Genomic DNA, 24,367 nt, shown 5'->3' on the forward strand with positions numbered 1-24,367 from the left:
AACCTAGGGGCTACAACCTAAGCTGCAGCCCTCTCAAAAATAACTTACTTAAGGTGTAGATTGTTGAGAATTATTACTCTCTTACCACCGTCGTACCATACTGGCTGTACGTATGGGTCTTTTTCACTTGGCCAACCAACAATATGTTTAGTACTGTATTGGAACCAAGTTGGGTTAGAAAATAGAGGGATAAAGGGAAGGTTTTCAGCCGTAAATTCCTGAAGTTCACTCAACACTTTCTCTTGCTGCTCTGCATCACCAATTTTGCCGAAGCTGTCGATCAATGCGTCGATTTCTGGTGAATTAACACCGTGACCAGCATGCCAAGTTTTTCCGATTCGAGACGTTGAGAAGTACTCTTGGTACGCCAAGATTGGATTTGTCGCGACCATTGACCAGTTAATTGACATGGTATATTTGCTTTCTTTCAAATTGCTGTCATATACCGCCCAATCTACAGTCTTAACGTTTGCTTTCACACCCACTTCTTCAAAGTATTCAGATACCATCTGAACCACTTGGATCCAGTCGGTCCAACCGTTTACAACCTCGATATCAAACTCAACCGTTTCCCCGTTTGCTTTGTCGCGGAATCCATCACCGTTTTTGTCAACTAAGCCCGCTTCATCAAGTAAAGCGTTTGCTCTTTCAACATCGTACTTAGTTAGATAACCATATTTCTTAGATACATTTTTATCAATGTGCGTTTCGTATAGCTCACCGATGCCACCAGCATTGAAGTTTGCGGTCGGATAACCGTAAGCAGCAATATCAACGATGGTTTCACGATCAAGAGCCATAGAAAGTGCTTGTCGTACTCTTAGGTCATCAAATGGCGCTTCTTTGGTATTTACGTAAAGGTGGATAGCATCATTCGCTGGATACCAAAAATGGTTATTTTCTTTATCCATATCGACAAATGTTGACTCAACGTCAGCAATAAAATTTGAACCCCAATCAATCTCACCTTTGATTAAGGCAGGTTGGATCTGAGAGTTGTCATTGTAAGAACGGAAGTTGATGCAATCTAAATAAGGTCTATTTTCTAAATAGTAATTTGGGTTTCGGCACAGCTCCATCTGTTGCGGTTTAATGTATTTAACCGTCGTCATTGGGCCACTACCTACCGGGTTAAGGTTGGTAAACGTTGTCAGCTCTTCAACTTTCGACCAAATATGCTTTGGTACAATATGGTAACGCTCTAAGTTCCAAGCAAATGTAGAATCCGCTTCCGTCAGCTCAAACACGACGGTTCGCGCGTCAATAGATTTGATTTCTTTTAAATTACCTGAAGACCAAATACCTTTCTGGTCAAAAGCTGGTGCCTCTTTAGTCAACATAAAGCTAAAAACAACGTCGTCTGCAGTTAACTTTGAACCATCAGACCACTTCAAATTCTCTCGTAACTTAAGCGTCAATGTTTTCAGGTCAGTTGAATACTCAACCGACTCAGCCAGGCGATAATCAACATCACCTGTCATGTTGTTGAATACGACCAATGGCTCAAACATTACCCCATGCAGCAAGTCTTTAGTTGTATAAGGGTTAAAGTTTTCAACAAAGCCAGTATTGATAATTGGCACCGTTAGTGTGCCACCCTGCTTAACTTCATCTGCTTGTACAGAGGCTCCGAATAAAGCTCCAATGGCGAGCGAAGCAATCAATGTCTTTTTGTGCATCACGTTGTCCTTTTAATGATAATAACCAGAAAGAAAGCGCTTTCTTTTAACTTTAAAAAAGGGGGTGTTTTCGTATTCACTATCGGCAACTCGCATCAAGAAACCGCTTTCTTTAGGTGGATAATAAGCCGATAGAATGATTCTTCAACTTACATTTCGGTGAAACGAACCATAGATCACAAATTTAGAATAGATTGAGAATAGAAATACACAACAGTGCCATTCGTCACATTAATTGTTCACTAACACGAAAAACAATTTAAAAACAATAAGTTAAAATTCACTAATGGTACCCCCATGGTCTTTCCTAATCGTCGAACCTCTAACCCATCAATGAACTTATGTGCTTTCTTTAAAATAGCCTTTCCGTCGCGATTCTCAACATACATAGACTGTATCTATGTATGATTCTCTCAAAAACAAAAGAAAGCGCTTTCTTGGACGCTAAACCTATGTCAGCATACCAGTCATAAAATGTAAGTTCCCCCTTAGGACAACTATGTTTAACTTTTGGAATGGCAATAAATCAGGTAAAAGACAGCACTATGAGTTGGAGCTAATTCATAGCTTGTTGAATTGGGATCCGAACGAACCTATTGTCGTTCACAGCGATAATACAGACTTTCCAAGAGCTGAGGATGAAGGAAATATATTCCGCAAGAATTATGATGTACTCGTCACGGTGGCGGGAAACCGTAAATTTGCTGATAAGCCTGCAATCAAACTCAACTCTCCAATTTGTAAAGGCTTATTAGGACACCGTATCCTGATAATTAGGGAACAAGATCAACCCACATTCCATAATATCAACAGCAATAAACTGAAATCACTTATCGCTGGAATTCCTGCGACATGGGCTGATGCTGAGCTGTTTAGAGCAAATGGATATCGAGTACTAGAGCAAGGAACGTTACCAGAGATTCTGAAACTTCTCTCAGATAAAAAATGTGATTATGTGTCACTCGGAGCCAATGAAGTTGAAAGCATATACCAAGAACATACCTATTCCCTGGATGGGTTAGTCATAGAAAAAAGTATTATGCTTTATTACCCTCTTCCTCTGGTCTTCTATGTCCACCCAGACAAGGCTCAACTGGCTCAATTACTTGAGGACAAACTGCAAGACTACAAACTCAGTGGTGATTTCGAGCTATTGTTTAACCAACATTTCGGGGACGTAGTGAGATCCATTGGATTAGAACATCGCAAAGCTATTAACCTCGTAAATAAGGAGCTACCGCCAGAGCTAAGATCATTTAAGTCTCAAGTCATCTCGTGATTATAAATAGAGGAGACTTAAAACCATGCACCTAGATTTACAACATTAGGTGCATCCGCTTCATGCTCCTAATGTCGATATCATCAAACCATAGGCAAGATAACTAACGGCTTGCTTTTACATATAGCGGTGGATACTCAAGTCATCAGTTTTTATATCACTAGCAGAGCCACTGACCACGCTTGCCAAGATCTTTCCTGAGCCACATGCCATTGTCCAACCTAATGTCCCATGTCCAGTATTTGTAAATAGGTTCTTGATAGGCGTCGCGCCGATTATAGGCGTACCATCCGGAGTCATCGGTCTTAACCCTGTCCAGTATTCTGCCTTAGAGAAATCCCCCGCCTGTGGGAAAAGATCTTTTATCACCATATCAATCGTGGCTTTACGTTTTTCAGGAATAAGATAATTGAAGCCAGCAAGCTCTGCCGTCCCTGCAATACGAATTCGGTCATCGAAACGAGTCATCGCTACCTTGTAGGTTTCATCCATTACTGTAGAGGTCGGCGACTTATCTGCACTCACGATCGGAAGTGTTAACGAATACCCTTTGACTGGATAAACCGGGATTGATAAATCCACTTGCTTGAGCAGCTCACGAGAGTAGCTTCCCGAAGCTACCACATAAGCGTCCGCTTTGAATTCACCTTGAGTTGTCGTAATGCTCTTTATGGTTTGGTTCTGATGATTCAAACTTACCACTTCAGTATCAAACACGAACCTAACACCAAGTTGCTTGGCCTTCTCAGTCAGCGCTAAACAGAACTGATGACAATCACCGGTTTCATCGTGTGGTAAATACAGGCCGCCCACCAGCTTGTCTTTAACGTCTGCTAAACCAGACTCCACTGACAGACACTGTTCAACATCAAACAGCGAGTGTTCGATTCCACTCTCTGTTAATAGCTTCATATCCTGCTGAATAGCGTCCAATTGTTTTTCGCTTCTGAATACTTGCAAGGTGCCTTTCTGCCGGCCCTCATAAGCCAAATCTTCACTGATTCTTATATGAGTCAGGCAATCTCGGCTGTAGTTAGCGACTCGTAACATCCGCGATTTATTCTGTGCGTACTTGGCTTCATTACAGTTGGCGAGCATCTTAGTCGCCCAAGACATTAACTCTGGAGAAAGAGAAGGCTTCACTTTAAGTGGCGCATGTTCTTGGGTAAGCCATTTCATCGCTTTCAAAGGGATGCCCGGTGCCGCCCATGGTGATGAATAACCGTAAGAAATTTGCCCAGCATTCGCAAAGCTGGTTTCTTTACCACTGCTATCTTGACGATCAATCACTGTGACCGAGTGTCCTTCCTTCGCAAGGTACCAAGCGCTGGTCAACCCAATAACACCGCTGCCAATTACAATAACTTCCATTCTCTTCCCCTAATGCCCGACAAAGCCAAAACCTGTCGAACACAGCTGTCAGTCTAAAACTCGTTTCGTTAATAATTTGTAACTTATTCCGCATGTGTTGACTTAACAATAGAGGTAGCATTGACAAAACATCAATTCGACTTAAAAACGAATTCGTCAGTTTGGAAGTGTGATATTGGCGGTATTTGAAAGCTTAGGTAGGAGTCGCTAAGTAAATCAACTAAGCCTAGATATTGTAAGCGTCATGGCTTAAGAAAGTGGCGTTCTCGAGTAAGAAATCCAACAAGGTTTCGGCTTGTAGCGTAAGTGCACGGCCTTTCAAAGATTGAACCTTAACCGTCGCCTTCGATAGCATCTCCAACTCGGTCGCAACCACTTCAATCTGCCCTGACTTTATTTCATCGATCACAGTGAGCTTAGGCATAAAGGTGACGCCCAACCCTGCTGAAACGAAGTTAGTCAGTGCCGTGACTGAGTTAGTTTGAAGTTTTGGCTGCAAGGTAAGATGGGAAATTTGTTCAGCCTGCTTTACTAGCCTCCCCATACCGGTCGAGTTATCGATCAAGGCGAGAGAAGCGTCTTGAATATCTTGCATTACCACTGGTGCTTCTTTCATCGTAAGGAAGTGCCCCTTCGGAGCAATCAATTCGAGCGGATGGCTGCGTTCAACGTGGGAGTGCAGTTTAGGGTGCGGTGCAGACGCATAGGTTATCGCAAAGTCTATCTGTTGATCTTCCAACATCTTGACTGCATCCAATGCCCCAGCGATCTCAATAGAAAGATTGATATCAGGATAACGAGTCATGAAGGTTTGCATCGGTTTTGACACCAAGTTGGTAATAAATCCTTCACCGATAGCAATGCTGACATTGCCTCCTTTGAGGTTTTTAAGCTTAGTTAGTCGAGCAAGTACAGCGGCCTCTCCACGAACAATGGAACGGTAGTAATTCAGCAGTTCATTACCCGCTTCAGTTAACAGTGATTGGCGGTTGTTGCGCTCCCATACTTTCATTTCCGCTTGCGCTTCTAACTGTGTCAACATCCGACTCATCGCGGCAGGGTCAACGTTCATCATCTTAGATGCCTTACGTAACGACCTGTATTTTGATAACGCGTTTAAGTACTCGAGAGCACGGATATTAAAGTGGTGCATTCAACTTCCTTGTAATTCAACTGACACTTAATCAAGCGTCTCACAAATTTGCTGCGAACATATATCCCAATTTATCAAGATCGTAATTGCTCTTACTAACTTGTGCACCGAGTCACTTCAAGACATCACATCAAAGGCTGATATACGTGTTTTAGCTTGCTGTCGATAAAACAAAGGCGACAACTTTCGTCATCGCCTTTGTGGTCATTATCCCGATGTAAACCTCAAGCAGTCAATAACCGGTCACTTCACTACAGACCAACAAAGAAACTGATCACCAATGCGTTGATCAAATCAACAAAGAAACCACATACTAATGGCACCACAATGAATGCTTGTGGGCTTGCGCCATATCGATGAGTTACTGCGGTCATGTTCACAATTGCTGTTGCGGTCGAGCCTAGAGTGATACCACCGAAGCCTGAACATATCACCACAGAATCGTAGTTTCTTCCCATCAAGTAATAAACGACAAACACAGTAAACAACAGGGAAAGCAAGATCTGGATACTCATGACAACAGAGATATAGCCAAACAGTCCATCGAGATCCCAGATACGCAACCCCATCAATGCCATGGTCAAGAACATGCCTAAACAAATATCAGAGATCATCGCTAAGCCTTTGCGGCCTTGAGCGATTTTCTCTTGTGTACGACGTTTCTTAAACAGTGCGCGACCAACGTTTCCGATTAGGATACCTGCGATCAAACAGCTAACGAATAACGGCAGTTTTAGGCCCATCGAGTCGATAACTTCACTCAAGCTGTAACCCAGCATTAGTGTTAAGTTAAGAATCAACCACGCCCACAGAACGCCGTAGTGGCTAAGCTCTGTTTTTGTTTCACTCTCTTGGAATGCACCAACCGTAACCTCTTCTTCATTAGAAGGGCTTACTTTGTGTTTATTGAGCAGGTAGTTCGCAATCGGACCACCAATCACACACGCTGCAATTAAACCAACCGTGTTTGAAGCGACACCAAGTTCGAGCGCGTTAGCAATACCAAACTCTTCCACAAACATTGGCGCCCAAGCTAACGTTGTGCCTACGCCGCCTATCAAGCTAACAGACCCAGATAGCAAGCCTGCTTTCGCATCCATTCCAAAGCCAGAAGCGACTGCCATTCCGACTACGTTTTGCAACACGATAAAAATGGCAGCAAGACACAGTAGGATGAACAACGGTCGCCCGCCTTTAATCAGTGTTTTAATATCCGCTTGGAGCCCGATGCCAGCAAAAAAGTAGAGAAGCAAAAAGTCTCTGACATCTAGGCTAAAAGTGATTTGGATTTCAAAAATATAGTAAAGCGCCGCTACGGTCGCTGCGCAGACAAAGCCACCAATCACAGGCTCTGGCAGTGAATACTTTCTTAATACTTCAGATCGCTCGATCAAACCTTTACCGATAAACAGTAATGAAATCGCGATCGTAAAAGAGAGCATTGGAGAAACTAGGGTTTCTGTCATGAGGTTATGGATTCCTAATAGTTAGATTATTCATAATATTGCGTACTATTAATAATCTAGGTTCACGCCAAAAAATCAAGCGATTATCTATGATAAAAACACCTAATATGGTTAATTCTGCGACGGTATTAATAGAGATTATAACTATAAAGCAATGATTAAAGGAACGGATATTAGGGAGGTATACAGATGAGGTGGGATATAGAGGCTCTAAAACGAGAAAACCCCAGCATTTCTGCTAGGGTTTTGAATAGTGGTGGAAGGATGGGGATTTGAACCCCAGATACGCTATAAACGTATACTCGCTTTCCAGGCGAGCGCCTTAAGCCACTCAGCCATCCTTCCACAAATTGTGTGTTGAGCATGTCACTCAACGAGGCGCTACTTTATTGATTCTGCTTGCTTTGGTCAAGGGGCATTCTCAAAAAAAGTGCCTTTTTCGGTTTGTTCGATTACAAATTAACTCATTAGATCAAAAACAAACCAAATTTCATTCTTTCGCTGCACTTACGCTTGTTGCTTTTCTTAAGCTTGTTGATAGTAGCCAGGAACTCGAAACCATTTACGACACATATCGAGGAAGTAGCCGTAAAGTACGCCCATACCGCACGAGATAACTGCATTACTGGTGACAGCCGTAACGATCTGGTCGCCTGAAGCACCCACTGCCAACAAAATACCCGCATACACTGGAGACTGGAATAACACGTATGCCATCAAATCAGACAAGTTTTTCATCAATGAGCTTTCTGAAAGTTTTGCACCATTGCGTAAGAACCAATCACGAAAAACGCCATAAGGCCAAGCGATAGCAATGTTTACAGGAATAGATAACGTTCGAGAAGCAAGAGATTGCTCAAACGTCATACCAGAAATAAACACTTCTACGATCATGCCAGAAATAAAACAGAAAACGACCATAGCAAATGTATCCGCAGCTGCGTTTCGAATACAAAATGGACCACGAGACTTCATTGACGAAAAACCTAAAATATATCACTGCTTAATTAGTGATTTAGTAACATATAAACAAGGCACATTTACACCTCACCAGATAATGTCGCTATTAAATCACAAGATTAGTAGTCATACACTCCAAATTAAAAATCAAGTTGTAAATTAACAACCAAAAACCACTTTAAAAGCAGTCACTTTCACCAAAAAATCCAACCAAGGTCAAATATTGGACAGTTCGTCATTTACTTACCGTAATTAAACAACATTTAAGCCATAGGTAGATTTACAGTAATGATATTAATGACATCTTGTGTAGGTGGTGATCCTAAAGCAACCTGCTCTAACGCTTTATCGACTTGTTCAGTAAGTTCCGCGTTGTTCATAGCTTCAACGTGAACACGTAGGCTCTCTAGTGCAAATTGAATCAGTTCTAGGTTGTTGTCTTCTAGCGCCACATACAACGTCACTAACAGCTCTTCAGTGTTATCTTTGTTGCGAAGATCAGGTTTAGGCAGTGACTCGCTTTTACTTTTCGAATCGTGTGGTTTTACGTCTTGGCTTTCGAGCTCATCCGCTTTTACTTCATGGTATTGATAAAGCTTATTTGAATAGCGGAACAAGGCATCATCCAGTTCACGCTCGTCAATCGGCTTAGCAATAATATAATCCACACCTGCCCCCAACATACGCTCACGAGTCTCTTTAAAGACATCAGCCGTACAACCAAACACCAATACCGATGACACATCGCCTATCAAAGCACGAATAGCAGTGGTTGATTCAACGCCATCCATCACAGGCATATGGTTATCCATGAGCACCAAATCAAAGCGCTCAGCAACCACGGCTTGTATCGCAAGTTCACCGTTTTCGACGCTCTTACAGGTAAAGCCTTTACTGCTCATGAAGGCTTCAATGATCACCGTGTTAGTTCGGTTGTCCTCGACGATCAGTACCTTTAAGCCAGAGTAGTCCAACTTCTTATGTGGCAAACTCTCGATTTCTCCTGGCTGACATGGCTGAATCTTCAAGCGAACATCAAAACTCGTGCCTATCCCTTCTTCACTGGTGACGGTAATACTGCCATCCATCAACTGGGCAATTTTCTTCACAATCGCGAGGCCAAGGCCAGTACCGCCAAAACGCCTTGTGGTCGAAGACTCCGCTTGTTCAAACGGTTTAAAAATACGCTTCTGAGCTTCTTTAGAAATACCAATTCCGGTATCACGAACTCGAATGCTCAGATAGGTGTCACTCCCCTCTACAACTTCTTTCAGGTACACCTCAACAAAGCCTCTGGAGGTGAACTTCACCGCGTTGTTCAATAGATTAAACAAAATTTGGCGAAGGCGAGCTTTATCTGAGAAGTACCAACGACCCGAAGTCACCTCAGAGTACACTTTGAATTGAAGCCCTTTCTCGGAAGACAATGTGTAGTAAACACTGTTAATACTGCCGATGATCGAATCAAGCGGGAAACGCGTTTCATCAAGATCCAACCTGCCCTGCTCGATCTTCGAGAAGTCTAAGATCTCGTTGAGTAGAGTCATCATATGATCGCCGGACTCATACAAGCTCTTAAGATGCTTCTCTTGTTCAGAATTTAGAGGCGTTTTTAATAGGATTTGAGCGGTACCCAATACCCCATTCATCGGAGTGCGAATTTCATGTGACAAGGTCGCAAGGAAAGCGGTTTTTGCATTGGTGGATGCCTGAGCTTTAACCTTTTCCGCTTCGAGATAAATGGTCTTTTCGTTGAAGGTTTTAATCAAATGGCCGATTTCGTCATCACTCGAGTAATCCACATCAATGATTTCGCCGGCTTTCGAACTATCAACCTGTGCTGCAATCCTTGTGATTGGACTAATCAAATAACGGTTCAATAAGTAATACCCCGCCATGACACAAAGTAGCAATAGCGGAACAATACCGCCTTCAATGCTCATCACCTGACGAAACACTTCGTCTTCTACTCGTGATTTGGAGTTCACCACATCCACTTGCCAGCCGAAATCACCAAATTGATTGCTACTGATGTAAATGCCTTCAACGAGATTAAAGTTATGCGAAACCAACACTTGGTTAAGCTTATCTCTGAGCGTAATGCCAAGGTTGTATTCTTCGGCGTGGTTCTTGATAAAACCAAGCAGCTCTTCGAGCGAGAGATCCACCGTGGCAACACCGGCAAAAGTACCGTCGTAATAATAAGGGGAAGACGCCGTAATCATTCGAACGTGTGTGTATGGGTCGATATACACATCGCTCCAAGAGATCGTTCCTTGTTTTTTGTTGACGACAGAGGTGTACCAATACTCTTCTTGATAAGGGGCATTTTTGGGGTTGTTGTAAGAATATATCTGATCGATTCTTCCATCGTCGGCTTTATTAAAAAAGTAACTGTTGAGAAGCTTTTTAGAATCGAGCGCATAAGGTTCAGGCCAAATACCGGCACTGACAATTGTATCGTCGCTCGCCGCCAACATGGACTTAAATAGCGGAATAACATCATCACCATTGCGATGTGCTTGAGCAAACCCAACGAGACTGTCTACAAAGCCTTGAGAGCTGCTGAGTGGCTCTGTAATAAATGCGGATAACAATTGCGTACGCAAGTCGAGATTTTGTTGTAATTTGGCGCGCACAGGGGATTCTACGACGTAATACGTCACACTACCGACAATGGCAATAAACATCGCAAGGTATAATCCAAGCGCTACCATGCTTTTTTTCTTTAAAGACGACCGTATCTGCATAATTCTTTTATTGTTTTCTTTTCTGTTAAACCTAGTGTTTATCATCCATGACATCAAGCCTTTTTAGATTGAAGCTTGATTGGCACAAGTTCATTGGTACTATAAGCGCAAATATGTTCCCTTTTACGGTACCTCACTTTGACTTTACAAGATATTCTTGCGCTTCCAGAGTTGGAAGGAAAGCTAATCACAGAACACAAAACAATGGGCTTTGTCACTGCAATGGCAGCGGCACCGAATGTGTTAACCCCGCATGAGTGGCTACCGTTCTTATGGGGTGGCGAAGAAGTCGCACCTTTTACGGATGGTGAACAGCTAGAAAGCTACATTGAAGTTATCATCGAGCTTTGGAATAAAACCCGCCCAGAACTGATTGAAGGGACTTGGGTTTGGCCTGAAGCTTGTCAATTAGACGACGAAGAAGTGGTGAACACTGCCGCTCGTGATTTTTGTGAAGGCTTGCTTCAAGGCTGGCAGATTGCTCGCGACGATTGGGAAACACTAATGCCTGAAGAGAGCGAAGATAACGCACTCGTTGGCGGTGTCCTGCTGTCACTGAGCATGCTTTACGATCCAGAAACGTCAATTGCTACGCTTGCAGAGCAAGGCATCGAAGGCCTAGAGCAGTTCGAAGAGATCTTTAACGCTGTTCCTGTGATGCTTTGCGGACTAACGCAGCGTGGCATTGCACTGGCTGAAGCTCAATAACAGTTAGCTTTATACAAGCCAAAAGGCCTCATTATGAGGCCTTTTTTAGTTTTCAGACGAAATAAAATAGTCGCTTTAGAAGCCTTTCCAATCGAAGTCATCAATTCGCTCATCAGCAATATAAAACAGCTTAGTGCCACTGCTGACCACTTGATCTAACTCTGGGTTGAGTTCAATACCGCTCCCCGTATCAATGGCGATCAGAGTTGCTTGATACTTCTCTTTAAACACTGAGAAAATAGGCGCGACGGTGACAGACTCAGCGTCTTCAGGGAAATACGTTGAATACTGTGTCATGCCTCTTGTTGAGCTCAATAATTCTTGGTGAAGCGCACTGGAACCTGGGTCTACCGCAGCCTTTGCTAGCATCTCAGCACCCACCGCTGGAATACATTCTGAGTTAGGGCAATGCTTGTGTAACAAATCGCTCAGCGCTTCATCTTTAAAGTAAACAAGAAGGTGCGCTTTAGGGTTTCGGTTGGCACAGTAAAGCGCCGCAGATAACGTAATGTCGTCTTCTGGGTTATCAATCAGGATGCAACTTGCAGACTCAATGCCCGTTTTCTCCATCTCTTTGCCATCGGTGTAGCTGTTTACTTTGACGAAATTGATTTCACCGGGTAACGGGTTCTCGATATCTGAACGCGTACATAGCACGATTGGTCGTTTACCCGTTTCTTCGTGTTGTAGCATGCGGATGAGATGAATGGTTCTTTGCTCATTCCACCCCAACATCAAAATGTGGTTGTCCACTCTAACTCTCCTTTTTCCTAGCAAGCCCGCTCGCCAATATTCAACACCTTCTGTCGCCACTTTACCGAGCAACGCGGCAAAAAGGCTCAACCCGCCTGGAATCACAAATAGAATAACGATCCACTGCCCCGCTACCGTGGTCGGTGATAAATCACCATAACCAACCGTAGAAGCCGTCACCACCAAGTAGTAAGCGAATACGGTAACCGAACTGGTTAAATCTGTTTCACCCGCCAAATACAGCATCGACCACGATAAAGCGATGTAGCCAAGAAAAGTGAACAGTAAGTTTTTGCCATTCAAAACAAAGATGTTTGCTTTGATCCAGCGTTTGAGTTGTAACCAGATTATCATTCGAGCCTCTAATCCATTTCTCTTAGTTACATGCTAGAAAAAATACTCGATATCAACAAGATGTATCATAAGAAAAAGATACATGACCACAAAATTGATATTAGCGGCCTATACTCAGGCACAAAAAAACCAGCACTATTGGCTGGTTTTTTTGTTGATTAGATAAAAGAACGACTTACGCGTTACCTTTTACCTGCACATTTAACTGCTCTGCGAAATCTAGCATGCGGTTCAAAGGGATAAGAGACTTTACACGTAGCTCGTCAGAAACGAAGATTTCGTGTTGCTCACCACCATTCTCAAGTGCGTTTTCAATCGCTTCAAGGCCGTTCATTGCCATCCAAGGACAGTGTGCACAGCTACGACACGTTGCACCAGCACCCGCTGTCGGCGCTTCAATCAGCTCTTTTTCAGGAACCAATTGCTGCATCTTGAAGAAGATACCTTTGTCTGTCGCCACAATCATCTGTGGATGAGGCAGCTCTTTTGCTTTCTTGATCAGCTGGCTTGTTGAGCCTACAGCATCAGCCAGTTCAACCACGCTTGCTGGTGATTCTGGGTGTACCAAAATAGCCGCTTCTGGGTATACCGATTTCATTTTTTTCAAAGCATCAGCTGAGAACTCATCATGAACGATACACTCACCTTGCCAAAGCAACATGTCAGCGCCGGTTTGATTCGCGATGTAAGAACCTAGGTGACGGTCTGGGCCCCAAATAATAGGCTTGCCTTCAGCGTCTAGGCTTTCAACGATTTCTAAAGCGATGCTCGACGTAACCACCCAGTCTGCACGAGCTTTGACAGCCGCTGAAGTGTTCGCGTATACAACCACGGTGTGGTCAGGGTGAGCATCACAAAATTCTGTAAATTTGTCAGCCGGACAACCAAGATCAAGCGAACATTCAGCTTCGAGTGTTGGCATTAGAATGCGTTTTTCAGGAGTAAGAATCTTTGCAGACTCACCCATGAAACGAACACCAGCGATGATCAAAGTGCTTGCTGAATGACGGTTACCGAATTTAGCCATTTCTAATGAATCGCCAACGAAACCGCCAGTTTCTTCTGCCAGAGCCTGAATTTCAGGATCGGTGTAGTAGTGTGCAATTAGAACTGCATCTTTTTCTTGAAGTAGTTTTTTGATGTTTGCGATGTGGGCCTGTTTCTGAGCATCGCTCAATGGAACTGGCTTAGGCGGAAACGGGTAAACTGTATCGATTTTATCTAGTATATGACTCATTGCTCTTGCTCTACGCAACTTCTTCCGAGAATTAGAGTATTCTACACAGGACAGCGATTGGGATCAAAAAGGATTGGTTGCAAGCGGTGGCTAGCTAATGCTTAAAACGCATAAACAAGGCGACGTGTTGGCACCACAAAGAAGATAAGTAAACATCAAACGGAAGTAATCAGGTATAAAAAAGAGGCGCCTAAGCACCCCTATTTTGTTTTACAAGTGGGTTTTGGCCACTTTAGCCGAAGCACTGTTTGGGTACTCGGTTACGACTTGTTGGTAATATTTCTTAGCTTGCGTCGCGTTGTTGTTGCGCGCTGCTATGTCACCAAGCTTAACCAGTGCATCTGCTCGCTTGTTTGAGTCTTTGTACGACACAACAGCAGCGAAGCTCTTCACGGCTTCTTTATCTTGCTTCTTAGCGAAATAAAGCTGACCTAACCAGTAATGTGAGTTAGGTGTGAAGGTAGAATCTGGGAAGTCTTTTTGAAACTTTTGGAATGCAGCGATAGCACCCGTGTAGTCTCGTTGCTTTAGAATCATATCTACAGCATTTTGATAAGCAGTTTGCTCATCCACATCAGTACTGAACGTACCAGAAGCGTCTTTAGAGCCTTCGCTCGCCGCCACTGCTACCGTTGCTGTTCCTGCTGCTTTCACCTCGCCTCTTACGCGATCCAGTTCAATGAACAGTTCACGCTGACGCTCTAGCATTTGCTTCATATCGTAGCTGTTTCGTTCCAGCTCACCACGAAGTTCACTGATCTCCAGTGCCATGTCGTCGATTTGCTGTTGCATTTGAAGCTGAACGAGATTGCGATTTTGAAGCAGGCGCTCTAAACGCTCAATATCTGATTCGTTAGATGCTGATCGAGAGGAAGATGATGAATTGGTTGCGGTGCTATTGAGATCGGATACTGGAGCTGGTGCAGCGAACGCGGTGTTCGCTGCACTTGCCAGTAACGAAAGCAAAATGACTCGCTTTGTGTTACTGAACATGAGGCAATTCCTCAATTATATAGTCTACTAAAATTAGTAAACTAGTACTGCGCGACGGTTTTTAGCGTACACATCTTCAGATTGACCTAGAAGAAGTGGCTTCTCTTCACCGTAGCTTACGATAGAGATTTGGTCAGCTTGAACACCTAGAGCTTGTAGGTATTTCGCTACAGCTTGTGCACGACGCTCGCCAAGTGCGATGTTGTACTCAGGAGTACCGCGCTCATCAGCGTGACCTTCGATAGTAACGTTCATGTCAACGTTCTTAACTAGGTATGCTGCGTGAGCTGCTAGCATTTCTTCGTAATCGCCAGCGATAGTAGAGTTATCGAATGCGAAGTAGATTGTTTGAGTTTCACGTAGCGCTTGCTCTTTAAGCTCTTGCTCAGACAGTTGACCGTTAGCGTCAATTGGCGTTACAACAGTTGTGTCTACATTGCCTTCTGAACCTGAAGTTGTTTGGTTGCTTTCAGTACCAGATGTTGCAGATGTTGCTTCATCAGTTGAGCTACATGCCGTTACTGCCATCACTGGTAGTGCAATCATCAAGCCTTTAAGAACTTTGTTAAGTTGCATCTTTTTTTCCTTACGTTATCAAACTTAGTTTCTACAGCGACTAAGAGTGCTATAGATAGTTAAATGCCACAATAGTTAACACTATCAATAGCTAAAAGAATATGTAATTTTCCCTAGAGGAACGGTGACCATGCAGGCGCTCTTACGCGTCCGTTAGTTGCCGGTAATCTAGCTTTAAAACGTCCATCGATAGAAACCATCGATAGTACATTTGTTTTGTTGTAAATAGAGCTATAGATAACCATACCTCCATTCGGTGCAATACTTGGAGACTCATCTAACAATGTTTTTGTTAGTACCTGAACCGCACCGGTTTCCAAATCTTGCTTAGCCAAGTTAAAACCTGAGTTGCTGCGATTCACCATGATCATGAATCGACCATCAGGAGTGATCTGGCCACCTAAGTTTTGGCTACCTTGCCAAGTAATACGAGAAGTCGAATTATTGGACAAATTTACATTATAAATCTGTGGTTTACCACCACGATCCGATGTGAAAATAAGAGACTTGCCATCTGGGTGCCAGAATGGTTCAGTATTATTCGAACGGCCGCGGGTAATTTGAGTCAGCTTACGGCTAGCAAGGTCAAGTGTGTACACCTGAAGGCTGCCCGTTTTCGACAATACCAATGCCAATGTTTTACCATCTGGCGAGAATCTTGGCGCACCATTGTGACGAGGGTATGACGTCACTTTCTCACGTTCACCCGTGTAAATATTCATGATGAATATTTCAGCTTGGCCATTCTGGAAGCTCACATAAGCTAGCTTTTTGCCGTCTGGTGACCATGCTGGAGACATGAGAGGCTGCTTAGAACGAAGTACTAAACGCTCGTTAAAGCCATCGTAGTCAGCAACACGAAGTTGATACGGGTACTTGTCTTTATCGTTCACTACCACGTAAGAGATACGAGTTAAGAACGCGCCTTTCTCACCAGTTAGCTCTTCATACACTAGGTCTGAGATACGGTGTGCGTACTCTCTCAAGCGATTACCAGGAACCGTAGCCTTCTTATTGAATAGAACGTGATCTTTAGAAAGCACTAATTGGCCTTCATCACTCAGCGCACGACTTTGTCCTTTGGTCAGTTGACCACGAACAATGTCGATCAATTGGTAATTCACCACATACTGCCCTTCGGCATTTTTAGTGATACTACCGGTAAGCAATGAGTCAACACCTAGGTTAGTCCAAGCATCAAAGTTAACCTCAGTTTCGCTGTAAGGCGTTTGAGGCATTTTGCTTGTCGCAACTGGGCTGAATTTACCACTGCGCTGTAAGTCAGAAGCGATAACCGCTGATACATCGTGTGGCAATGGCTCTGAGCCTTCCCAACGGAAAGGTACAATAGCGATAGGTCTTGCAGAGTTAATACCGTCTGTAATAACCAGCTCCAGCGCTGCATGTGCAAACTGGCTGCTTGTAGCTATTAAGAAAACAAAACTCAGTAATAGTTTCTTTAACACAAGTTCGTCCTTTTACTCTGGTGATACAGTTAAGTTAATGTCTTTCAGTGAGTTCACAATGTCTGGGTCTTTAGGCAACGGGTAAGATTGTACTTGTGCCACCGCACGCTTGGTTGCTGCACATAAACGGCTATCGCCATCTAAGATACTCAAACTACCCAATATCGCGTTAGAGCCCGTTGGAATCAGCTTAAGGTTCACTCGACATGAGCGTCCTCGATAGCTGTCTTCTAACAACAGGTTCTGTTGAATCAGTTGGGTATAGATAGCCCCGTAACGTTGCGCTTCATCAGTGATAAATTGTTGTCTTGCTGAAGAGTTTTGAGTCGCTTCCGTTTCAAGCCCAGCAAAGATATCGTTCAATGCGGCTTCTTGTTGTTTAAGCTCTTTTTCTGCTTTTGCTGCAGCTTCTTTTGCCTTACGGGCTTTCTCTGCTGCGGCTGCCGCTTCTTTCTCTTTCGCTATGCGTTGCTTTTCCGCGAGTTCAGCGGCTTCTTTCTCTTTACGAGCTTTGTCTGCTGCCTCTTTCGCTGCTTTTTCTTTTGCCACGCGTTCTTGTTCAGCTTTTGCGATTGCCGCTTCTTTGGCTTTACGCTCGTTCTCGGCTTTCACTAACGCAGCTTCTTTTAGCTTACGGTCAGCTTCGGCTTTAGCGGCTTTCTTTTGCTCTTGCTGTAAACGCGCTTCTTCAGCTTTGCGTTGTTTCTCTTTCTCAACTCGACGCTTTTCAGCTTCACGAGTTGCTTTAGCTTCTTTCGCTTGCTGTTCTTTTAGCTTGCGAATATTTTCTTCTTCAGCTTTACGATTCTTTTCAAGTCGTTCGCTTTCACGTCTTAGTTTGTCAAGACGCTCTTGCTCTTTCTTGCTTGCCGCTTCTCTTTGTTGACGAATCTGTTGAGCTTGCTGGCGAACCAACTGAGGATCAATCACCACTGCTTGAACCATCTGCCCTGTAGGCTTTGGCTCTGACATCGTGAAATCCGCCCCCCAAATGAGCGCAACGAATAAAATGACGTGCAGCCCAAGAGAAATAAGAAGCGGTGATCTGAAATTATTGGATTTTTTATTATTCGCTTTCATGAATGCTACGGAGCTATTCCCTTATATCCGTTAAAAGGCCAACCTTTGGCACACCTGCACGGCTTAATTCATCAAGTAATAAAACCACTTCAGCGTATGGCGTTGCGGCATCACCACCAACCGCCACTGGAGAGTTTGGCTTCAGAGACAACTCGGCTTTCACACGGACGATAATATCTTCCATTGATAAGCCACGCTGTACTTCTTCGTCATTAACGCTCAAGCCAAGTTCACCGTCTTTGTTCACTTCAACGATGATGAAACTTGCATTGTCGTCACCCAGTAGGTCTTGTGCCGATTTAGCCGTTGAAGCCTGAGGCAATTCAACGTCAACGCCTTGAGTAACAAACGGCGAAGTCACCATAAAAATGATCAGCAAAACAAGCATAACGTCGATGTAAGGTACAACGTTAATCTCTGCTGTCATTTTGCGTTTTTTAGGTTGGTATCCAGCCATCTATTATTCCCTGCCAGCCATCGCTTGACGGTGAAGAATACTGTGAAACTCTTCAGAGAAAGTCGCGTAGTTGTGTTCTAGCTTGCCTACTCGGCTGCTGAAGCGGTTGTACGCCATTACCGCTGGAATCGCAGCGAATAGACCCATTGCTGTTGCGATCAGTGCTTCTGCAATACCAGGAGCAACCATTGCGAGCGTCGCTTGCTTCACTTCACCTAATGCGATGAATGAGTGCATGATGCCCCAAACCGTACCAAATAGGCCGATGTATGGGCTGATAGAGCCAACGGTCGCCAAGAAAGGTAAGTTAGTTTCTAGTTCATCAACCTCACGAGCAACGGCAACGCGCATCGCACGGCCAGTGCCTTCCATAATGAAGTCAGGTGATGTTGCATTCGATTTACGAAGGCGAGCGAACTCAGTAAAGCCTGCGTAGAAAATTTCTTCAGTACCAGAAAGCTCGTCTTTGCGTTTGTTGCTCTCTTGGTACAGTTTTGCAAGATCAACGCCTGACCAGAACTTATCTTCAAATACGTCAGTTTGTTTAGAAGCTTGAGATAATACTTTACTTCTTTTTATGATCATTGCCCAAGAAACAACAGACATGCCCATAAGAATCAGCATGACCATCTTAACTAGTAAGCTAGCTTCTAAAATTAGGCCTAAGATTGAGATTTCAGCAGTCACTATTCGTTAGCTCCGTGAGAATAAATGTTGGCATTGCTTTGGGTTTCATTTTTTGATTATCGATACATGCTACCTTAACCATTGCTTTACACAATGCCTTGCCATCAGGATTTACGATCTCTTGACAGAAGACCAAGGTAGCTCGCTTCAACTCGTAAATATTTGTAATGACTTGTAAAGAATCATCAAGTCGCGCACCTTGAATAAAATCAATGTCCATATGTCGGACTACGAAACCGATATTTTGTTCTAACAAGACTTGCTGAGAGACGCCAATTGAGCGCAACATCTCAGTTCGAGCGCGTTCGAAAAACTTAAGATAGTTTGAATGGTATACAACACCACCTGCATCGGTGTCTTCGTAATACACTGTCACTGGCCACGTAAATGGCTTAGATATTCCCTGCAATTTGATACCACAATCCAAAACGATAAAGATCTCACTATAACCTAACTCCTTATCATTAATAGTATATCGCTGTGAATTTTTTGATTTAATAGACGAAAAAAAAGGCCATCTGTATAAGATGACCTCTTTTTGGCTAAAAACCCAACAAGTATAAAGGTTCACGTCGTTATGAACCTAAATCTTCTGCCTTTTATAAAAGGCGCAACACCGTTAGGTAGAGCAAAATTGTGAGTGAAACGTATGGGCTAAACAGTAGCTGCCACATCCAAGCTCTAGGCTTAAACCCGATACCGTAAACCATGCTTGAGCACACTGCCCAAATAAACATTGGCCCGATGATCGCGTTAAAGCCACCGATGCTTGTCGCATACGCTTCAGGATCCCACATCACTAAACCAACATGCATGAAACCCAATACGAGGGATAAAGCTCTTAACAGAGTCTTATCCATTGGTTGATGCAGTTTAGCGATTTGCTCCGCGAGATTACTCACTGTCTTTATCCATCATTTCTGAATGCTCTAACCATAGAGCATTGATGATGCCGAATGCACATGCTAGAAGTACACCCAAAATCCATGCGAAATACCACATAAAATTTCTCCTAAGTTATTTAACTTCTAGCTTAGTAAGCTGAAACGTCGTTATCTTCGATGTGTTTCTTATCTAGACGACCGAACATTTTGTAGTATGTCCAAGTTGTGTAGCCAAGAATCACAGGAACCATTACCGCCGCAACTCCGGTCATAAGACCAAGCGTTAGCTCACTCGCTGTTGAATCCCACATAGTCAAACTATGGCTAGGGTTCAGACTTGATGGCATTACGAATGGGAACATTGCAAAACCAGCCGTTAAAATAACACCAGCGTTAGATAGGCTTGAGAACAAGAATGCGAAACCACCACGCTCAAAGCGAGATGCAATCACAGCAAGCAGTGGCATTGCTACACCAAGAATCGGCGCAGCCCACATTGCTGGATACGTTTCGAAGTTTGTCATCCAAGCACCAACTTGAAGTGATACTTCTTTGTTTAGTGGGTTTGAATCAGCAAACGTGTCCATCGTGCTAGTGATTACGTAGCCTTCAATAGACTGAACCCAGAAGCCACCAATAATGAACAGAGCAATAGCAATTAGGCCAGTGATCTGAGCAACATTACGAGCGCGGCTGTGCAGCTCTTCTGTAGTCTTCATTTGAAGCCATGTTGCACCTTGCATCACGAACAACATCAGAGCTAATACACCACAAAGCAATGCAAACGGGTTTAGCAGAGCGAAGAACGTGCCATGGTACTTAGACATCATAAACTCGTTCAGGTCAAATGGAACACCTTGTAGTAGGTTACCAAATGCCACACCGAAAATGATTGGTGGTACTGTGCCACTAAAGCAAAGTGCGTAGTCCCAAGTTTTACGCCATTTTGGATCTTCAATCTTAGAGCGGTAATCAAGAGCGAGTGGTCGTAACCAAAGCGCTGCTAACGTCGCGTACATTGCGAAATAGAAACCAGAAAACGACGTTGCGTAAACCAGTGGCCATGCAGCAAACAATGCACCACCCGCAGTGATAAGCCAAACTTGGTTACCATCCCAGTGAGGGGCAATCGTGTTTAGCATAATACGACGTTCAGTGTCGCTCTTACCGATAACAGGTGAAAGAGCTGCAACACCCATATCGAAGCCATCAGTTACGGCGAAACCAACCAGTAGAACACCGATCAATACCCACCAAATAAGTCGTAAGCTTTCGTAATCAAACATAATATTCCCTCACTTATACTTCGACTGAACGGCTAACTTTGTCTTCAACAGAGTTATCGTTTTGTTCGAAGTGGTAACGGCCTGTCTTTAAGCTACTTGGACCTTTACGTGCGAATTTCAGCATTAGGTAAACTTCAGCAATCAAGAACACTGTGTACAGTGCAAGAATCGCGAATAGAGAAGTCCAAAGCTGTTCAATAGTCAGTGCGGATGCAGCAACGTTAACCGGTAGGATTTCACCAACCGCCCATGGCTGACGACCAAACTCAGCAACGAACCAACCTGCTTCAATCGCAATCCAAGGAAGTGGGATTGAGAATAGCGCTGCTTTAAGTACCCATGGTTTTTGTTCGATCTTCTGACGACACGTTTGAACAAACGCCGCACCGAATACAAACAGCATGATGAAGCCACAAGCAACCATCAGACGGAATGACCAGAATAGAGGCCAAACTGTTGGGATAGAATCATCCGCAGCCATTTGGATTTGGTCTTCTGTTGCGTCAACAACGTCGTCTGTATAGCGCTTAAGAAGCAGACCGTAACCTAGGTCACCTTTCACTTCGTCGAACGCTGCGATGTTTTCTTCAGACTTATCACCTGAACGTAGCTTTTCAAGCAGCTCGTATGCGTACATACCAGTGCGGATACGATCAACGTGATCATCACGTAAGTCACGTAGGCCCGTTACTTCAGTATCAAGCGAACGCGTTGCGATGATGCCCATTACGTATGGGATTTTAATTGCGTAGTCAGTATTCATTGTTTCTTGGTTTGGAATACCAAAAACAGTAAATGCGGCTGGTGCTTCTTCAGTGTGCCACTCGGCTTCTACCGCAGCGAGCTTCACTTTTTGAACTTCACCAAGCTCGTAACCAGATTCATCACCTAGTACGATTACTGACAAGATCGCCGCCATACCGAAAGATGCTGCAATCGCAAAAGAACGACGAGCAAAGGCAAGGTCACGACCTTTAAGAATGTAGTATGAGCTGATACCAAGGATGAACATTGCACCCGTAGTGTAACCAGACGCTACTGTGTGTACGAATTTAACCTGCGCTACTGGGTTTAGGACAACTTCAGCGAAGCTCACCATTTCCATACGCATAGTTTCAAAGTTAAATTCCGCACCCACTGGGTTTTGCATCCAGCCGTTTGCTACCAAGATCCAAAGCGCAGAGAAGTTAGAGCCAAGTGCTACTAACCAAGTTACCGCTAAGTGCTGACGCTTTGACAGTCTGTCCCAACCGAAGAAGAATAGGCCAACAAAAGTAGACTCTAGGAAGAATGCAACAAGCGCTTCGATAGCTAGCGGAGCACCAAAAATGTCGCCAACATAGTGAGAATAGTAAGACCAGTTAGTACCAAACTGGAACTCCATGGTTAAGCCTGTCGCTACACCAAGAGCAAAGTTAATACCAAACAATTTACCCCAGAACTTGGTCATGTCCTTGTAAATTTGCTTGCCAGTCATTACATAAACTGACTCCATAATGGCAAGTAGAAATGCCATACCTAAAGTCAGTGGAACAAATAGGAAGTGATACATCGCTGTAAATGCAAACTGCAATCGCGACAGATCAACAACATCAATCATGGTAACTCCTTTGTGTCGGCTGAATGACACTTGTGTGATTATTCACCGCAAAAATCCATGTTAAAACAATTTATGCAATTGTTATTACAAGTTGAAATTTGTAGCAAAAACGTACCGTTATAGTTAGATTATTGTTAAGCATGAGCTAATATAGCTGGCGCTAATATTACTGGTAAAATCAGTATGTTTCAAAAGGTTTATGGGAGAACCCTGCGTTGATTTGTATCAAATTTATTCGAGCAAATTAGAGTTATTTTTGTACAATTATGATTAAAATCACACCAATTATGCTTGTCTTAATAACAGCGCATGATATCTGTGACAAATGCTCAGCACCGCCTCAACATCCGAATTACAACTACCTATAAAGTATTAACAAAAAATATGACAACTTATTTCATTTCCTGTTATCTAAATCAAACCTGAAATCAAAGTTTCCATTTTTGAAGCTCCCTTTTCGATCTTTTTATCGACTCGCTCAAAGAGTTGTTATTCAGTAAAAAGCAAAAAAACCCAGCGCTTATGCAACTGGGATCTTTAAAAATGAATAATTTAACGATTGGAGGGTTTATCTATTCCAAAGTGTAAATACGCTCTGTCGGTCGCGATTCGACCTCTTGGCGTCCTTTGTAGGTAACCTTGTTGAATCAAGTAAGGTTCTAACACATCTTCAATAGTGTCTCTCTCTTCACCAATCGCGGCAGCCATGTTGTCGATACCTACCGGACCACCACCAAACTTCTCCATAATCGCCAGCAGAAGCTTTCTATCCATGTAGTCGAAACCTTTAGCATCGACATCCAACATGTTTAGCGCTTTGTCAGCAACCTCCGGACAAATATGCCCGTCGCCTTTTACTTCCGCATAATCACGAACACGGCGCAGTAGACGGTTAGCAATACGTGGCGTACCACGAGCTCGGCGAGCAACTTCTAGCGCCCCTTCGGACTCCATAGAAAGACCAAGGCAATCTGCACTGCGCTGAACGATGTTTTGTAGATCTTCAACCTTGTAGTACTCAAGACGCTGAGTAATACCAAAACGGTCACGTAACGGCGATGTCAGTGAGCCAGCACGAGTGGTTGCGCCAATCAAAGTAAAAGGAGGAAGGTCAATCTTGATAGAGCGTGCCGCTGGGCCTTCACCAATCATGATATCTAATTGGTAGTCTTCCATTGCAGGGTACAACACCTCTTCAACCACAGGGCTTAAACGGTGAATCTCATCAATGAACAGGACATCATTTTCTTCGAGATTGGTCAGTAACGCCGCTAGGTCGCCTGCTTTTTCTAGAACAGGGCCTGAAGTCGTACGAATGTTGACATCCATCTCATTGGCAACAATGTTCGCCAACGTGGTTTTACCCAAGCCTGGAGGGCCAAATATCAACAGATGGTCGAGCGCCTCGTTACGCAGTTGTGCCGCTTTGATGAAAATCTCCATCTGGCCACGAACGTGATCCTGACCTTGATAGTCAGCCAGTGCTTTAGGGCGTATTGCACGATCAATGACATCTTCATCTTTGAATACTGGGTTATCCGGTGCAATAAGGCGATCGGCTTCAATCATAAATTCTGCTATTCCTAACTATGCTCTTGTTGACTCTGCGCTTCTTGACTCTGTGTAAA

At 43.7% G+C, this 24,367-nt stretch carries 22 protein-coding genes and 1 tRNA gene; 2 read left to right on the forward strand and 21 right to left on the reverse strand.

The annotated features are described in order from the left end of the window. Window positions 1–44: 44 nt before the first annotated feature. Window positions 45–1,679: an ABC transporter substrate-binding protein gene (locus AB4154_RS07265; protein WP_017071752.1), complete on the reverse strand. Its 1,635-nt coding sequence runs from the start codon at window positions 1,677–1,679 to the stop codon at window positions 45–47. A gap of 499 nt (window positions 1,680–2,178) precedes the next feature. Between AB4154_RS07265 and AB4154_RS07270 the strand changes: the two genes are divergently transcribed. Continuing rightward, the gene (locus AB4154_RS07270) at window positions 2,179–2,958 is read left to right on the forward strand and encodes a hypothetical protein (protein WP_017071751.1); all 780 of its coding nucleotides are present in this window, start codon (window positions 2,179–2,181) and stop codon (window positions 2,956–2,958) included. A 117-nt stretch (window positions 2,959–3,075) separates the two neighbouring features. Here AB4154_RS07270 and AB4154_RS07275 read toward each other — a convergent pair whose 3' ends face one another. The 6 genes from AB4154_RS07275 to AB4154_RS07300 all read right to left on the reverse strand — a co-directional run bounded on the left by AB4154_RS07275 (window position 3,076) and on the right by AB4154_RS07300 (window position 10,625). Next, a complete protein-coding gene (locus AB4154_RS07275) occupies window positions 3,076–4,329 on the reverse strand; it encodes a D-amino acid dehydrogenase (RefSeq protein ID WP_372122618.1) in 1,254 nt (417 codons plus the stop codon). Between the two features lie 226 nt (window positions 4,330–4,555). Then, complete coding sequence (locus AB4154_RS07280) at window positions 4,556–5,482, reverse strand: LysR family transcriptional regulator (RefSeq protein WP_017063521.1); 927 nt, start codon at window positions 5,480–5,482, stop codon at window positions 4,556–4,558. Window positions 5,483–5,733: 251 nt separating this feature from the next. Beyond that, a complete protein-coding gene (gene gltS, locus AB4154_RS07285; protein ID WP_017062061.1) occupies window positions 5,734–6,948 on the reverse strand; it encodes a sodium/glutamate symporter in 1,215 nt (404 codons plus the stop codon). A gap of 254 nt (window positions 6,949–7,202) precedes the next feature. Then, window positions 7,203–7,293: transfer RNA gene (locus AB4154_RS07290), tRNA-Ser, on the reverse strand. 180 nt (window positions 7,294–7,473) lie between these two features. Further along, entirely contained in the window at window positions 7,474–7,923 is a 450-nt protein-coding gene (locus AB4154_RS07295; RefSeq protein WP_017062062.1) for an L-alanine exporter AlaE, read from the reverse strand. Window positions 7,924–8,171: 248 nt separating this feature from the next. Then, window positions 8,172–10,625, reverse strand: a complete 2,454-nt coding sequence (locus AB4154_RS07300) for an ATP-binding protein (protein ID WP_372122620.1) — start codon at window positions 10,623–10,625, stop codon at window positions 8,172–8,174. A 171-nt stretch (window positions 10,626–10,796) separates the two neighbouring features. Here AB4154_RS07300 and AB4154_RS07305 point away from each other — a divergent pair, with 171 nt between their 5' ends. Beyond that, window positions 10,797–11,366, forward strand: coding sequence for a UPF0149 family protein (locus AB4154_RS07305; protein ID WP_017062064.1), 570 nt, complete (start codon window positions 10,797–10,799; stop codon window positions 11,364–11,366). Between the two features lie 75 nt (window positions 11,367–11,441). Here the strand turns inward: AB4154_RS07305 and AB4154_RS07310 are convergent, their stop codons facing one another. The 14 genes from AB4154_RS07310 to ruvB form a co-directional block, all read right to left on the reverse strand. After that, on the reverse strand, window positions 11,442–12,473 hold the full coding sequence (locus AB4154_RS07310; RefSeq protein WP_017063519.1) for a potassium channel family protein: 1,032 nt from the start codon (window positions 12,471–12,473) through the stop codon (window positions 11,442–11,444). A 175-nt stretch (window positions 12,474–12,648) separates the two neighbouring features. Beyond that, window positions 12,649–13,710, reverse strand: coding sequence for a quinolinate synthase NadA (gene nadA, locus AB4154_RS07315; protein WP_017062067.1), 1,062 nt, complete (start codon window positions 13,708–13,710; stop codon window positions 12,649–12,651). A gap of 210 nt (window positions 13,711–13,920) precedes the next feature. After that, a complete protein-coding gene (ybgF, locus tag AB4154_RS07320; protein WP_048612755.1) occupies window positions 13,921–14,703 on the reverse strand; it encodes a tol-pal system protein YbgF in 783 nt (260 codons plus the stop codon). A gap of 33 nt (window positions 14,704–14,736) precedes the next feature. Beyond that, on the reverse strand, window positions 14,737–15,279 hold the full coding sequence (gene pal / locus AB4154_RS07325; protein ID WP_017062069.1) for a peptidoglycan-associated lipoprotein Pal: 543 nt from the start codon (window positions 15,277–15,279) through the stop codon (window positions 14,737–14,739). A 113-nt stretch (window positions 15,280–15,392) separates the two neighbouring features. Further along, window positions 15,393–16,745 (reverse strand): Tol-Pal system beta propeller repeat protein TolB, encoded by a 1,353-nt coding sequence (tolB, locus tag AB4154_RS07330; RefSeq protein WP_017062070.1) that lies wholly within the window; start codon window positions 16,743–16,745, stop codon window positions 15,393–15,395. 12 nt (window positions 16,746–16,757) lie between these two features. Beyond that, window positions 16,758–17,825 carry a cell envelope integrity protein TolA gene (gene tolA, locus AB4154_RS07335; RefSeq protein ID WP_372122623.1) on the reverse strand — a complete coding sequence of 356 codons (1,068 nt, stop codon included), beginning with the start codon at window positions 17,823–17,825 and terminating at the stop codon, window positions 16,758–16,760. Window positions 17,826–17,838: 13 nt separating this feature from the next. Next, window positions 17,839–18,282 carry a protein TolR gene (gene tolR, locus AB4154_RS07340; protein ID WP_017062072.1) on the reverse strand — a complete coding sequence of 148 codons (444 nt, stop codon included), beginning with the start codon at window positions 18,280–18,282 and terminating at the stop codon, window positions 17,839–17,841. A 3-nt stretch (window positions 18,283–18,285) separates the two neighbouring features. Beyond that, window positions 18,286–18,969 carry a protein TolQ gene (gene tolQ, locus AB4154_RS07345; RefSeq protein ID WP_004736480.1) on the reverse strand — a complete coding sequence of 228 codons (684 nt, stop codon included), beginning with the start codon at window positions 18,967–18,969 and terminating at the stop codon, window positions 18,286–18,288. Further along, the gene (gene ybgC / locus AB4154_RS07350; RefSeq protein WP_017078182.1) at window positions 18,959–19,396 is read right to left on the reverse strand and encodes a tol-pal system-associated acyl-CoA thioesterase; all 438 of its coding nucleotides are present in this window, start codon (window positions 19,394–19,396) and stop codon (window positions 18,959–18,961) included. The genes tolQ and ybgC overlap by 11 nt, the downstream gene beginning before the upstream one ends. Before the next feature lie 172 nt (window positions 19,397–19,568). Next, complete coding sequence (gene ybgE / locus AB4154_RS07355) at window positions 19,569–19,871, reverse strand: cyd operon protein YbgE (protein WP_017055065.1); 303 nt, start codon at window positions 19,869–19,871, stop codon at window positions 19,569–19,571. Continuing rightward, complete coding sequence (cydX, locus tag AB4154_RS07360; RefSeq protein WP_000270284.1) at window positions 19,864–19,971, reverse strand: cytochrome bd-I oxidase subunit CydX; 108 nt, start codon at window positions 19,969–19,971, stop codon at window positions 19,864–19,866. Before cydX ends, ybgE begins: the two co-directional genes overlap by 8 nt. A gap of 31 nt (window positions 19,972–20,002) precedes the next feature. Further along, on the reverse strand, window positions 20,003–21,139 hold the full coding sequence (gene cydB / locus AB4154_RS07365; RefSeq protein WP_114633768.1) for a cytochrome d ubiquinol oxidase subunit II: 1,137 nt from the start codon (window positions 21,137–21,139) through the stop codon (window positions 20,003–20,005). 13 nt (window positions 21,140–21,152) lie between these two features. Then, entirely contained in the window at window positions 21,153–22,739 is a 1,587-nt protein-coding gene (gene cydA / locus AB4154_RS07370) for a cytochrome ubiquinol oxidase subunit I (protein ID WP_004736475.1), read from the reverse strand. A gap of 552 nt (window positions 22,740–23,291) precedes the next feature. Next, a complete protein-coding gene (gene ruvB / locus AB4154_RS07375) occupies window positions 23,292–24,308 on the reverse strand; it encodes a Holliday junction branch migration DNA helicase RuvB (RefSeq protein ID WP_017062078.1) in 1,017 nt (338 codons plus the stop codon). Window positions 24,309–24,367: the final 59 nt, after the last annotated feature.

It is taken from the genome of Vibrio sp. 10N.286.51.B11 (assembly GCF_041469245.1).
In the GTDB taxonomy this organism is placed as follows: domain Bacteria; phylum Pseudomonadota; class Gammaproteobacteria; order Enterobacterales; family Vibrionaceae; genus Vibrio; species Vibrio crassostreae_C.

What these genes read in the sequence shown, in the direction of transcription:
- AB4154_RS07265 (WP_017071752.1), bottom strand. Translation starts at nt 1,679, where the DNA reads ATGCACAAAAAGACATTGATTGCTTCGCTCGCCATTGGAGCTTTATTC.
- AB4154_RS07270 (WP_017071751.1), top strand. Translation starts at nt 2,179, where the DNA reads ATGTTTAACTTTTGGAATGGCAATAAATCAGGTAAAAGACAGCACTAT.
- AB4154_RS07275 (WP_372122618.1), bottom strand. Translation starts at nt 4,329, where the DNA reads ATGGAAGTTATTGTAATTGGCAGCGGTGTTATTGGGTTGACCAGCGCT.
- AB4154_RS07280 (WP_017063521.1), bottom strand. Translation starts at nt 5,482, where the DNA reads ATGCACCACTTTAATATCCGTGCTCTCGAGTACTTAAACGCGTTATCA.
- gltS (WP_017062061.1), bottom strand. Translation starts at nt 6,948, where the DNA reads ATGACAGAAACCCTAGTTTCTCCAATGCTCTCTTTTACGATCGCGATT.
- AB4154_RS07295 (WP_017062062.1), bottom strand. Translation starts at nt 7,923, where the DNA reads ATGAAGTCTCGTGGTCCATTTTGTATTCGAAACGCAGCTGCGGATACA.
- AB4154_RS07300 (WP_372122620.1), bottom strand. Translation starts at nt 10,625, where the DNA reads ATGGTAGCGCTTGGATTATACCTTGCGATGTTTATTGCCATTGTCGGT.
- AB4154_RS07310 (WP_017063519.1), bottom strand. Translation starts at nt 12,473, where the DNA reads ATGATAATCTGGTTACAACTCAAACGCTGGATCAAAGCAAACATCTTT.
- nadA (WP_017062067.1), bottom strand. Translation starts at nt 13,710, where the DNA reads ATGAGTCATATACTAGATAAAATCGATACAGTTTACCCGTTTCCGCCT.
- ybgF (WP_048612755.1), bottom strand. Translation starts at nt 14,703, where the DNA reads ATGTTCAGTAACACAAAGCGAGTCATTTTGCTTTCGTTACTGGCAAGT.
- pal (WP_017062069.1), bottom strand. Translation starts at nt 15,279, where the DNA reads ATGCAACTTAACAAAGTTCTTAAAGGCTTGATGATTGCACTACCAGTG.
- tolA (WP_372122623.1), bottom strand. Translation starts at nt 17,825, where the DNA reads ATGAAAGCGAATAATAAAAAATCCAATAATTTCAGATCACCGCTTCTT.
- tolR (WP_017062072.1), bottom strand. Translation starts at nt 18,282, where the DNA reads ATGGCTGGATACCAACCTAAAAAACGCAAAATGACAGCAGAGATTAAC.
- cydX (WP_000270284.1), bottom strand. Translation starts at nt 19,971, where the DNA reads ATGTGGTATTTCGCATGGATTTTGGGTGTACTTCTAGCATGTGCATTC.
- cydB (WP_114633768.1), bottom strand. Translation starts at nt 21,139, where the DNA reads ATGTTTGATTACGAAAGCTTACGACTTATTTGGTGGGTATTGATCGGT.
- cydA (WP_004736475.1), bottom strand. Translation starts at nt 22,739, where the DNA reads ATGATTGATGTTGTTGATCTGTCGCGATTGCAGTTTGCATTTACAGCG.
- ruvB (WP_017062078.1), bottom strand. Translation starts at nt 24,308, where the DNA reads ATGATTGAAGCCGATCGCCTTATTGCACCGGATAACCCAGTATTCAAA.